Genomic DNA, 11,567 nt, shown 5'->3' with positions numbered 1-11,567 from the left:
CACGGCTCACCGACACCCACGAGGGTGGCCGCATGGCTCGATCGACGGCTCGGCCCCGGCTCGTCACTGCCCTGCTGCTCGCGGGCCTCGCCGTGGGCGCGACCGCCTGCGACACCGCGGGCGAGGTCCCGCTGCCCGCGCCGGTCTCGGTGCCGTCCGTCCCGAGCGGTGCGCCCGTGCCGGCGCCCGACCAGGACGACGACGGCTACGTGGCCCCGCCGCCCGCCGGGGGGCAGGAGGACGGGGATGACGGACCGGACGCCGGGCCGAACGACGACGGACCGGACGACGACGGCTGACCGCCACCCCGCGTCCGGCGCGGATCTTCGCCCGGTTCGCCCGCGGCAGCGGGGCGACGCGACGCTCGGACGGCGCCGGCCTCGGGCTCGCCATCGCGGGCGCGATCGCCGCCGCGCACGGCGGCCGCGTCGAGCTCTCCGACGGCGTCGGCACGGGCCTGCCGGGCCAGACCGGCCCCGGCGCCACGTTCACCCTGGTCCTGCCCCTGCATCCCGGGACGGAGGTGGCGTCCCGATGAGCAGCATCCTCGTCGCCGAGGACGAGCCGCGCATCGCCTCGTTCGTCGAGAAGGGCCTGCGCTCGGCGGGGTTCGTGACGGCCGTGGTCGCGGACGGGATCGCCGCCCGCGACCAGGCCCTCGGCGGGCACCACGACCTGCTCGTCCTCGACATCGGGCTACCCGGCCTCGACGGCTTCGCGGTGCTCGCCGAGCTGCGGGCCTCGGGGTCACGGATGCCGGTGATCGTGCTGACCGCGCGCGACAGCGTCGCCGACACCGTCGCCGGGCTCGAGGGCGGCGCCGACGGCTACATGGCCAAACCGTTCCGCTTCGAGGAGCTGCTGGCCCGCGTGCGCCGCCGGCTCGCCGACTCCGGCCCCGGCGAGGTGACGGTCCTGCGCCACGGGTCGCTGTCGCTCGACCTGCGCACGCGGCAGGCGACGGTGGACGGCGCGACCGTCGACCTGTCGGCCCGCGAGTTCGTCCTCGCCGAGACCTTCCTGCGCCATCCCGGCCAGGTCCTCTCCCGCGAGCAACTGCTCTCGCGCGTCTGGGGCTACGACTTCGACCCGGGCTCCAACGTCGTCGACGTCTACGTGCGCTACCTGCGCCGCAAGCTCGGGACCGAGCGCATCACCACCGTGCGCGGGATGGGCTACCGGCTGGCCTGAGCGGGGCCGGGGCTGTGGCAGCGAGGGACGCCCCGGCTGCGTGGGGGGCAGGCAGGGCGTCCCTCGCTCGCGACCTCAGTCGTCCCGGTCGTCATCCAGGTCGTCGTCGCGGTCGTCGAGGTCGCGGATGTCGTCGTCGTCATCGTCGTCGTCGACGAACGCGGGCTGGGGCGCCGGGACCGGGCCGCCGGCGGGGACGGCCGGCACCGACACGGACGCGGGGACCACCCCCGTGTCGTCGGCGGCACAGCCGGTGAGCGCGAGGCCGGCGGCCGCGGTGGCGAGGGCGAGGGCGAGGCGGGAGCGGGTCACGGGAACCTCCGGGGCGGGTGCTCACCGGGGCGGATCGCCCGGCGAGGACCAGGGTCGGCGGCGCCCGTGAGGCCCTCGGGAGACGTTCGTGAGGGCCTTCTCATCAGCGCTCAAGCAGCGCGGACGGCCGATTGACGCGACCGTCCACCAGTGCTTGCATCAGTGCATTCATTGCATGACTGCAAGGATCTGACGATGGACGAGCGGGACCGGCTCGCGACGAGCTTCGGGGACATGCGGCGCGCGATGATCCCCGCGTTCGTGCTGGACCTCCTCGCCACCGTCGACGGCGGGGACGAGCTCTCGATGACCCAGCTCGCCACCCTCTACGTCCTCGACGCCGGCGAGCCGGTGTCCCTCGGCGGGCTCGCGGACCGGGTCGGGCGGTCGGTGTCGGCCACCAGCCGCCTCGTCGACGCCCTGGTGCGCCGCGGTCTCGTCGAACGCCGGGAGCACCCGTCCGACCGTCGCGTCCGGCGGATCGCGCTCGCCGACGACGGCGACGCCCTGCTCCGTCGCCTCGAGCGCACCCGCGCCGAGGCCCAGCTCGAGGTCATGAACCGCCTCGACCCCGCGGAGCGGGCCCTGGTGGCCCGCGCGATGACCCTGCTCGGCGACTCCGCCCGGCAGGGACGAGAGAAGAGAGACCCGCCATGACCGACGTACCGCTCGTGCTGCCCCTGGAGGCCGTCGACCCGACCGACCCCGACACCCTCGGCCGCGTCGGCGGCAAGGCCGCCAACCTCGGGGCCCTCGTCCGCGCCGGCTTCCCCGTGCCGGCCGGGGTCTGCCTCACGACCGCCGCGTACCGACGGGCGGTGGGCTCGGCGCTCGACGCGCTGCTCGCCGAGGGCACGGACGCGGCCGGCCTCGCCGAGAAGGCCCGCGCCGCGGTGCTCGCGGTGCCGATCCCCGACGAGGTCGCGGCCGCGGTGCGGGCGACGTGCCCCGACGGGCCGGTGGCGGTCCGCTCGTCGGCGACGGCCGAGGACCTGCCGGACGCGAGCTTCGCCGGACAGCAGGACACGTTCCTCAATGTCGTCGGCGACGACGCGGTGCTCGACGCGGTCCGGCGCTGCTGGGCCTCGCTCTGGACCGACCGCGCCGTCGCCTACCGCGGCGCCCACGACATCGACCACGCCGCGGTCACGCTCGCCGTGGTGATCCAGTCGATGGTCGACGCGCGGTGGGCCGGCGTGCTGTTCACCGCGGACCCGGTGACGGGACGCCGCGGGCAGGCCGTGATCGACGCCGCGCCGGGGCTCGGCGAGTCGGTGGTCTCCGGCTCGGTCGATCCCGAGCACCTCGTCGTCGACCCGGGCGGCGAGATCGTCTCCCGGTACACGGGCGCCGGCGGGACCGTCGTGCGGGCCCTGCCCGGTGGGGGGACCGAGACGGTGGCGCACGCGAGCGGTGCGGCCTCCCTGGACGACGCCGACGTGCGGACGCTCGCCCGTCTCGGCCGCCGGGTCGAGGCGATGTTCCGCGCGCCGCAGGACATCGAGTGGGCCCTGGACGGCGAGGGCCGCGCGTGGCTGACCCAGTCGCGGCCGATCACGACGCTCTACCCGCTCGTGCCCGGGCGCCCGGGCCTGCGCCTGTTCCTCTCGGCGAACGTCGCGCAGGGCGTCTTCCGGCCCTTCACCCCCGCCGGGCTGTCCGCCGTCCGGCACCTCGCCTCCGGCGTGGCCGGCCTGCTCGGTGCGCCGGTCGACGACCCCGAGGAGGGTCCGCCGATGGTCTCCGAGGCCGCCGAACGGGTGTTCGTCGACCTCACCGACGTCCTGCGCAGCCGGGTGGGCCGCGCCGGGGCCGCCGGGGTGCTCGGGGTCATGGAGACCCGCTCGGCCGAGGTCATCGCCACCCAGCTCGACCGGCCCGAGCTCGCCGTCACCCGGCGCTCGCCCCTGCCGACCGTGCGGCGGGTCGGCCGGATCGCCCTCCGGTACCGCATCCCGCCGGCCGTCCTCGGCGCCTGGGTGCGCCCCGCCCGCGCGCGGGACCGGGCGTTCGCGCTGGTCCGGGACACGGCCGCGATCCTGCCCGCTCCTGCGGGCGCCGGGCCGCAGGAGCGCGTCGACCGCGCCCGGTGGATGCTCACCGCCTGCTCCGCGCCGATGGCGCCACGGATCGCGCCGGCCCCCGCCGCCGGCTTCCTCGCGCTCGGCCTGGCCGCCCGCCTGCTCCGCGGTCGCGCCCGTCCCGGCGAGCTCGGCACCGTGCTGCGGGGCCTGCCGCACAACGTCACCACGGAGATGGACCTCGCGCTCTGGGACCTCGCCGTCCGCCTGCGCGACGACCCCGCCACCGTCGCCGCCCTCACCAGCACCCCGCCTGCCGAGCTCGCGCGGCAGCGCGGCACCTGGCCGCCGGTGCTCGCCGCGGGTCTCGGCGCGTTCCTCGCCGCGCACGGCCGCCGCGCCGTCGCCGAGATCGACCTGGGCCTGCCGCGCTGGTCCGACGACCCCACCCACCTGCTCGGGGTGCTCGCCAACTACGTGCGTCTCGACGACGCCGAGCGCGCCCCGGATATCGTGTTCGCGCGCAGCGCCGCGGAGGCCGAAGCGATGATCGAGGCGTTGGCCGCACGCGCAGGCGGCCTGCGCGGGCGGGTCGTGGCCGCGGCCCTGCACCGGGCCCGCGACCTCGTCGGGCTGCGCGAGCTGCCGAAGTACTGGCTGGTCACGGTGCTCGCGGCCGCCCGGACCGAGCTCGCCGCGGTGGGCGCCGACCTGGCGTCCCGAGGCCGTCTGGACACCGGCGACGACGTCTTCTTCCTGAGCCTCGGCGAGGCCCGGGAGGACGTCGACCGCCGCTCCGTCGTGCGGGAGCGACGCGCGACCTACGAGCGCGAACTGCGGCGTCGGCACGTGCCGCGCATCGTGCTCTCGGACGGCACCGAGCCCGAGGCGCTCGGCACCACGGACGCTCCCGCCGACGGTGCGCTCACCGGCGTCCCGGCCTCGGCCGGCACCGTCACGGGCCGGGTCCGGGTGATCACCGACCCGCAGGGCGCCCGTCTCGAGCCCGGCGACGTGCTCGTGTGCCCGTCGACCGACCCCGGCTGGACGCCGCTGTTCCTCACCGCCGGCGGGCTGGTGATGGAGATGGGCGGCTCGAACTCCCACGGCGCGGTGGTCGCCCGCGAGTACGGCCTGCCCGCCGTCGTCGGCGTCCGCGACGCCGTGGCCCGCCTGACCGGAGTGGCAGAGGTGCGCGTGGACGGCACCAGCGGACGCGTGGAGCCGCTGGTGACGTGTAGAAGTGTCAGCGGCGTGGCGCCGCAGACGTTGAGTGTCCGTACAAGGGGAGCACGCCGATAGGGCCACGCACTCGAATCCGTCGCGAGCCTCAGTGCCGCAGCCGGTAGAACCGGAAGATGTCGTTCTCCAGGTCGTCGAGCACCTCGACGCCCGAGAACCCGGCGGCGCGGGCGTACTCCTCGAGCGTGCTCCGGCGCATCACCGTGCCGGTCCCCACCGAGTCGTCGGCGGAGAGCCCGTCGGGCAGGCAGCACATGAGCGAGAAGCCGTAGAACAGGCGCTCGACCTCGTCGCCGTCGGGAGCGAACGCCTCCGCGACCTTCTCGTCCATGATCAGGACCGTGCCGCCCGGCGCCACGGCCCGGCGCATCGCGGCGAGCACGGACACCGGGTCGGGCATGTCGTGGACGCACTCGAACGCGCACACGAGGTCGTAGACGCCGGCCTCGGCGCTCGCGACCTCCGCGTGGTGCACGCCGGACCCGGTCGTCGACGCCCTCCGCCTCGGCGTGGCGCCGGGCGGCGTCGACCGAAGCGGCGTCGACGTCGAAGCCGTCCACCCGGGCCGTCGGGTAGCCCCGCGCGATGCCGATGCTCGACCAGCCCTCACCGCAGCCGACGTCGGCGACCCGTCCGCCGGCGCGCAGCGCGGCGTCGACCTCGCCGAGCCGCGGCAGGTGGTCGCGGGCGAGGGCATCCCGCAGGAGCGGGCGGTTCTGCGCCGCCTGGCCCTCGCGGGCGTCGTCGCCGAGGGTCTCCCAGCTCACGCCGCCGCCCGTCCGGTAGGCCTCGAGGAGGTCGTCGATGTGGCGCAGCGACGCGACGAGGATCCGTGCGAACGGCGTCAGCACCGTCTCGCTGTCGAGGTCGGCGAGCACGGGGACGTGCGCGGCGGGCATCGCGAAGCGGCGCTCGTCGGGCGCGGCGGCCGCGTCGTCGACGGTGAGCATCCCGCTCACCGCCTGGTACTCGAGCCACTCGCGGGCGTAGCGGGCGGCGGTCCCGGTGCGCGCCGCGAGCTCGGGCGCCGTGGCCGGGCCGTCCTCGGCGAGCGAGCGGAACCAGCCGAGCCGGTCGCCCACGTAGAGCGCGGTGGTCTGCTCCATGCCGAGGATCCAGCCGAAGACGGTCTCGGCGCAGGCATCGGTGGTGTGGGTGGGGCTGTCCTCTGTGGTCGTCATGGGGTCGACGGTGGCGCACGGGCCTGTCACGGCGCTGTCTCGATGCTGTCGCCGCGCCGATACTCGGGGGCGTGAGCACGACCAACCCCGTCCGGGGCCGGCTCAACGCCGGCTTCTTCCGGCTCGTCGACCGCTACGTCCACCACGTCCTCGGCGACCGCAAGGCCGCGTTGTTCGCCGATCTCCCCGGAACGGTCGTGGAGCTGGGCGCCGGGACGGGCGCGAACATGCGCCACTACCCGGCGGGGACGCGGCTGATCGCCGTCGAGCCCAACCCGCCGATGCACGGCCCGCTGCGGGACGCCGCCTCCCGCCACGGCGTGGAGCTGGAGATCCACGCGGTGGGAGCCGAGGACACGGGCCTGGCGGACGGCAGCATCGACGCGGTGGTGAGCACGCTGGTGCTGTGCACCGTGGACGATCCCGGCGCGGTCGTCGCCGAGGTGCGCCGGATCCTGCGTCCCGGCGGCCGCTTCCTCGTCCTCGAGCACGTCGCGGCCCCGGACGGGAGCCCGCTCGCCCGGCTGCAGCGCGGCCTGCGATCCGGATGGCGGTGGGCGTTCGAGGGCTGCGACCTGCGCCGCCGCCACACCGGCGAGCTGCTGGCCGACGCCGGGTTCGCCGACGTCGCCCTGGAGCGCTACCGCGCCGGCTCGGTCTTCCTGCCGGTGGACGACCAGGTGGCCGGGACGCTGCGCCGCTGACCTGTGCGGCACCCCCACAGCGCCGCACACCCGCCGACCCCGCACGCCGCGGCCACCGCGACACCGGCCGCCGGGCTCGCCCAGGCCTCCGCCACGAACCCGGCCGTCGCCGGGCCCACGAATCCGCCGGCGGCGGCCGCGAGGCTCACCACGCCGAGACGACGACCGAAGCCGACCAGCCCGAACAGCTCGGCCGCCGTCGCGCCGGTGAGCCCGACGAAGGTCCCGTGCGCCCCGCCGAACACCACGGCGAAGCCGGCGAGGGCCGCGACCCCGTGCGCCGGCGCCCACAGCCCGAGACTCAGGGTCATCACCACGGCCCCGACCCGGAAGACGGCGAAGGCGCCCCAGCGGGCGACGGCCGGCACCACCGCCAACCTCGCGGCCAGGCTCACCGCTCCGGCGACCGCGACCAGGGCGGCGCCGGTGGCGAGGTCGATCCCCCGCAGGGCGGCGAACGGCGCGAGGTGCACGAACGGCACGAACATCGCGGCGGAGAGCCCGACGACGCCCAGGCCGAGGCGCCGGAAGCCGCGGTCGGCGAGGACGACGGACAGACGCGGTTCCGGGAGAGCCCCGCTCCTCGACCCGCCGGCGGGCGCTGCGGGGACGCACGCCCCGAGCACGACGGCCGCCACCACGGCGAGCACGACCGCGGCGCCCCGCAGCCCGAGCGGCGCGACGAGGGCCACCGTCGACGGCGGAGCGATCACGGTCGCCAGCCCCGCGCCCGCCGTCGCCACGACCAGGGCCGGACCCCGGCGGCGCTCGAAGGCGGCCCCGACGGCCGCCTGTAACGGGACGAACAGGCACCCCGCCCCGCCGCCGACGCCGAGCACGAAGCCGGCGGCCGCCACCGGGAAGCCCGGCGCCGCAGCGAGGACGAGCAGGCCGCCGGGTACCAGGACCGCGGCGAGCGCGACCAGCGGGCGGACGCCGTGGCGCTCGGCGAGCGGGCCGGTGACCGTCCCGAGGGCGAGCATCGTGGCGAGCGTCGCCGCGAACATCACCGACGCCGTCCCCGGGCCCACGCCGAAGGTGGCGGCGACGGGCCCGGCGAGGGGACCGGTGCCGGTGGCCAGCCCGAGCGCGACCGCGGTCGCGGCCACGGTCGCCGTCAGCAGCCGTCCGGGCGACGCCTGTGCGGTGGTCACGATCCGTCGAAGAGGGTGGCGGCGGGCCGGAAGTACTCCCCGGCGATCGAGGCCCGGTAGCGGTCCGCGCCTACCGCCGCCTCGAGGCCGGCGGTCTGGGTGGCCTGGGCGCGCAGGGCCGCGAGCTTGCGGTCCAGGAGATCCTCGTCGAGCTCCAGGGCGACGGCGAGCTCGGCGTCGCGGCAGGGCACGAAGGCGTCACCGGCGCCGTCCATCGGCTCGGCGAACTCGGCGAACCGCCGCACCCAGGCCTCGGTCACGGCCGCGTGCAGCAGCCGTGGCGCCGCGGGCACGCGCCGCAGCGCCCGGTCGGTCCAGGCCGAGACCGCGCGGTGGTCCCGGTGCCCGGTGATGCCGTCGGGCCCGAAGGTGACGACGGTGTCGGGCGCGATCTCGGCGACGATCGCGGCGAGCTCGTCGACCGTGTCCTCGCCGGGGTCGGCGACGAGCGCGCCGTCGCGGTGGCAGCGCCCGCTCGCGTCACCGAGGAAACGGTGCTCGATGCGGCGCCGGACGGGGTCGAGCGCGGAGAGGCTCGCCGTGATCTCCCGCGACCGCTCGGCGGCGAGGCGGGCGGGCGACCAGCGACCGGGGTCGTCGGTGCCGTGCTCGCCGCGGGTGGCGGTGACGACGACGACCCGCCGACCGGCGGCGACGGCCGCGGCCAGGACGCCGCCGGAGAGGTAGAGCTCGTCGTCGGGGTGGGCCCAGACCCCGAGCACGGTGCCGAGGGCGGCGACGTCGTCGGGGGTACGGACGGGACGGGTGGTGGTCGGGGCGCTCACGGCGGGCTCCAGGTCGACGACGGGGTGGGACGCCGTCGAGACTCGGGCCGGGCGCTGTCAGCCGGCGTGCACCGCGCTGTCACGCCCCGCGAGGTGGCGCGCGATCGCCGCGCGGGCCAGCGCGAGGGCCTGCTCGCGGTCGGGCGCCCGCTCCCGCGGCACGACACCCTGGTCCCGCGGCCGGTCGTGCGCGTCCGGGGCGCGGTCGGCGGCGGCGTCGAGCAGGTCGGCGGTGTCGGCGTCGTCGAGGGTGCGGAGCAGGTCGGCGAGGTTGCGCAGGGTGACCCACTGGTGGCTCCAGTTGCCGCCGTCGGCCCAGTGGTCGATCACCTCGCGGTACCCGACGAGCGCGGCCCCGATCCGTCCCGACCGCGAGCGCAACGAGGCAAGCCCCACCGCGGCGATGGCTTCGAGGAACGTCGACCCGACGCTCCGGGCGCGGGCCATCGCGAGCGAGTAGCCCTCCTCCGCGGCGTCGGTGCGCCCCTCGACGCTGTCGATCTCGGCGGTCACGTAGGCGGCGAGCCCGAGCAGTGACGGCACCTCGCCGGCGGGCATCAGGGCGATGAGCTCCCGTGCCTTGCGGGGGTCGCCGCCGTACAGCGCGGCGAGGGCACCGACGCCCGGCTCGGGGCGGGGGCGGTCGGCGAGGCGCAGCGCGGCGACGTCGTACTCGACCGCGTCGGCCCAGGCGCCCCGGCTCAGGCTCGCCTCGCCGACGGCGGCCAGGCAGACACGTCGCCCTTCGGCATCGCCGGCGCACGCGAGCCCGCGGCGGGCGAGACGCTCGGCCGCGACGGAGTCTCCGCGCAGGTACGCGTCGTGGGAGGCGTGGCCGTAGACGCGCGCCTCGAACGGGTGCCCGGTCAGCGCCGGGTCGTCGACGAGCTCGGTCGCCAGGGCGCGCACCTCGCGCAGGTCCTGCCAGTAGGCGATCTCGGCGGCCGAGACCGCCATCGCGGTGGCCGCGTCCAGATCACCGCGGGTCCGCGTGAGGCGCCACGCGGCGCGCAGGTTGCCGAGCTCGCGGCGCAGCACGGGCCCGACGACGGCCTCCCGGGCGGTCAGCGCGGTGCGCTCCGCCCACGCCGCGAGCTCCACGGCCCAACGCACGACGTGCCGGTCGGCGGCGTCGTCCTCCCCCGCGGCGACCAGCCGGTCGCGACCGAAGGCGCGCAGGGTCTCGAGCATCCGGTACCGGGTGCGCCCCGAGGCGTCGGACCCCGCCTCCACCATCGAGGCGTCGACGAGTCGCGCCAGCAGGTCCCCCGCGTCGCCGGCCAGCCCGAGCGCGGCGGCCACCCCCTCCACCGCGACGAGGTCGACGCCGTCGACGAACGCCGACACGTGCCGGAACAGGCGCTGCTCCTCGTCGGTGAGCAGGTCGTAGGACCAGGCGACGGTGGCTCGCAGCGTGCGGTGCCGGGCGTGCAGGGCGCGGCTGCCGAGCAGGTCCAGCGCCCGGTCCAGCCGGAGGGCGAGCGCGGCCGGGGCGAACGTCGACAGCCGCCCGGCGGCCAGCTCGACGGCCAGCGGGAGGCCCTCCAGCCGTCGGACGATCTCGGCGACCTCGCGGAGCTCGTCGGGGGAGAACTCCAGGTCGGGGCGCACGCGGCGGGCGCGGTCGAGGAACACGGCGACGGCGGCGAGGTCGGGCAGCGGGGCGAGGCGCACGACGGCCTCCTCGGCCAGCCCGAGCGGCTCGCGGCTCGTGGTCAGCAGCGTGACCTCCGGACAGCGCTCGAGGAGCTCGACCACCAGGTCGCGGACGGCGTCGAGGAGGTGCTCGCAGTTGTCCAGCACCAGCAGCCGCGGCGACGCGTCCAGCACGTCGAGGCAGGCGGTGAGGACGTCGCCGGTGATCGAGCCGAGGCGCAGCGCCGCGGCCAGCGCGTCCGGGATCCCCGCCGCGTCGGTGACCGCCGCGAGCATCAGGGTCGCCGCGTCGGGGCGGCGGCGGGCGAGCTCGCGGGCGATGCGCGTCTTGCCGACCCCGCCGGTACCGACCACGCTGACCAGCCGCTCGGTGGCGAGCAGCCGATCCGTCGCGGCGAGCTCGCGGTCCCGTCCGTGCAGGTCGGTGGGCGTGGCGGGCGTGGCGGGCACGACGATCTCCGCCGCGGCCACCGGCCCGGCCGCACCGCCCGCCACGTCGCTCTCGAGGGCGGCGAGCGCCGGCGACGGGTCGAGGCCGGTCTCCTCGGCCAGCCGCGCCCGGAACTCCCGCGCGGTGCGCAGCGCCCGCGGCGCCTGCCCGGTGGCCGCCAGGGCCCGCACGAGCAGCAGGACCGCGGGCTCGCGCAGCGGGTCGTCCTCCACCGCGTCCGCCGCCGGGCCCAGCGCCTCCCCCGCGGCCCCCGCCGCGAGCAGGGCGCCGGCGAGCCGGTCGGTGACGTCGCGCCACAGCTCCCCGGCGGCGTCCGCGGCCGCCCGCAGCGGGGGCACCTCGGCGAGGTCGGCGAGGGCCGGTCCGCGCCAGGCGGCCCGCGCCTCGCGCAGCAGCGCGGCCGCCGCGGCGGGGTCGGTCGTGACGAGGTCGCGGGCCCGGTCCCGCAGGGTCCGCACCCGGTGCAGGTCGAGCCCGTCGTCGTCGAGGCGCAGCCGGTAGCCGCCCTCGTCGGTGGTCAGGCGGGGGGCGGCGGCGCGGAGGTCGGCGCGCAGCCGGGACACGTGGCTGTGGACCGTCGCCCGCGCCGACTCCGGCGGGTCGTCGGGCCACAGGGCGTCGACCACCTGCTCGACGGTCACCGTGCGCCCCGGCGCCAGCGCCAGCAGGGCGAGCACCGCGCGGCGCTTGGGGCCGCGCACGTCGACCGGCCCGCCGTCGACGGCCAGGCGCAGCGGCCCGAGCACGTCGACGCGGACGCTCGCGCCCTCCTGCGCACCGGCCACGCTCACCACTCCCCGTGGCGAGCATGCCGTGCTGACAGCGGCGTGCAAGGGGTCTGCCAGCCGTCCGGCGGAACGTCATCGGTGC

11 protein-coding genes and 1 pseudogene are annotated in these 11,567 nt (G+C 77.2%); 6 read left to right on the top strand and 6 right to left on the bottom strand.

The annotated features are described in order from the left end of the window. Window positions 1-32: 32 nt before the first annotated feature. The 3 genes from OG774_RS22005 to OG774_RS21995 are packed head-to-tail and all read left to right on the top strand — an operon-like array spanning window position 33 to window position 1,191. Window positions 33-299 carry a hypothetical protein gene (locus tag OG774_RS22005; protein WP_328304352.1) on the top strand — a complete coding sequence of 89 codons (267 nt, stop codon included), beginning with the start codon at window positions 33-35 and terminating at the stop codon, window positions 297-299. Next, window positions 296-538 carry an ATP-binding protein gene (locus OG774_RS22000; protein WP_442874008.1) on the top strand — a complete coding sequence of 81 codons (243 nt, stop codon included), beginning with the start codon at window positions 296-298 and terminating at the stop codon, window positions 536-538. The genes OG774_RS22005 and OG774_RS22000 overlap by 4 nt, the downstream gene beginning before the upstream one ends. Beyond that, entirely contained in the window at window positions 535-1,191 is a 657-nt protein-coding gene (locus tag OG774_RS21995) for a response regulator transcription factor (RefSeq protein ID WP_328304350.1), read from the top strand. The genes OG774_RS22000 and OG774_RS21995 overlap by 4 nt, the downstream gene beginning before the upstream one ends. A gap of 75 nt (window positions 1,192-1,266) precedes the next feature. On the opposite strand, the gene OG774_RS21990 is transcribed toward OG774_RS21995, so the two are convergent. Beyond that, window positions 1,267-1,503, bottom strand: a complete 237-nt coding sequence (locus tag OG774_RS21990; RefSeq protein WP_328304348.1) for a hypothetical protein — start codon at window positions 1,501-1,503, stop codon at window positions 1,267-1,269. Window positions 1,504-1,698: 195 nt separating this feature from the next. Between OG774_RS21990 and OG774_RS21985 the strand changes: the two genes are divergently transcribed. Together OG774_RS21985 and OG774_RS21980 are read left to right on the top strand one after the other, a co-directional pair. Continuing rightward, entirely contained in the window at window positions 1,699-2,160 is a 462-nt protein-coding gene (locus OG774_RS21985) for a MarR family winged helix-turn-helix transcriptional regulator (RefSeq protein ID WP_328304346.1), read from the top strand. Further along, window positions 2,157-4,826 (top strand): PEP/pyruvate-binding domain-containing protein, encoded by a 2,670-nt coding sequence (locus OG774_RS21980; RefSeq protein WP_328304344.1) that lies wholly within the window; start codon window positions 2,157-2,159, stop codon window positions 4,824-4,826. Before OG774_RS21985 ends, OG774_RS21980 begins: the two co-directional genes overlap by 4 nt. A 28-nt stretch (window positions 4,827-4,854) precedes the next feature. Here OG774_RS21980 and OG774_RS21975 read toward each other — a convergent pair whose 3' ends face one another. Beyond that, window positions 4,855-5,241: a class I SAM-dependent methyltransferase gene (locus tag OG774_RS21975; RefSeq protein WP_328304342.1), complete on the bottom strand. Its 387-nt coding sequence runs from the start codon at window positions 5,239-5,241 to the stop codon at window positions 4,855-4,857. Window positions 5,242-5,311: 70 nt separating this feature from the next. Further along, window positions 5,312-5,872, bottom strand: a pseudogene (locus OG774_RS29870) (SAM-dependent methyltransferase); the annotation flags it as partial. 146 nt (window positions 5,873-6,018) lie between these two features. Here OG774_RS29870 and OG774_RS21965 point away from each other — a divergent pair. Next, window positions 6,019-6,651, top strand: a complete 633-nt coding sequence (locus OG774_RS21965; RefSeq protein ID WP_328304338.1) for a class I SAM-dependent methyltransferase — start codon at window positions 6,019-6,021, stop codon at window positions 6,649-6,651. Here OG774_RS21965 and OG774_RS21960 read toward each other — a convergent pair. From OG774_RS21960 to OG774_RS21950, 3 genes are read right to left on the bottom strand one after another with little or no spacing between them, the layout of a single operon-like run. Beyond that, window positions 6,588-7,805 (bottom strand): MFS transporter, encoded by a 1,218-nt coding sequence (locus tag OG774_RS21960; RefSeq protein ID WP_328304336.1) that lies wholly within the window; start codon window positions 7,803-7,805, stop codon window positions 6,588-6,590. The two genes, OG774_RS21965 and OG774_RS21960, sit on opposite strands and share 64 nt — an antisense overlap. Then, the gene (locus tag OG774_RS21955; RefSeq protein WP_328304334.1) at window positions 7,802-8,590 is read right to left on the bottom strand and encodes a PIG-L deacetylase family protein; all 789 of its coding nucleotides are present in this window, start codon (window positions 8,588-8,590) and stop codon (window positions 7,802-7,804) included. Before OG774_RS21955 ends, OG774_RS21960 begins: the two co-directional genes overlap by 4 nt. 57 nt (window positions 8,591-8,647) lie before the next feature. Then, the gene (locus tag OG774_RS21950) at window positions 8,648-11,482 is read right to left on the bottom strand and encodes a BTAD domain-containing putative transcriptional regulator (RefSeq protein WP_328304332.1); all 2,835 of its coding nucleotides are present in this window, start codon (window positions 11,480-11,482) and stop codon (window positions 8,648-8,650) included. Between the last annotated feature and the right edge of the window lie 85 nt (window positions 11,483-11,567).

The sequence above is a fragment of the Actinomycetospora sp. NBC_00405 genome, from assembly GCF_036044095.1.
GTDB lineage: Bacteria > Actinomycetota > Actinomycetes > Mycobacteriales > Pseudonocardiaceae > Actinomycetospora > Actinomycetospora callitridis.
This window is presented reverse-complemented; position numbering and strand designations above follow the sequence as displayed.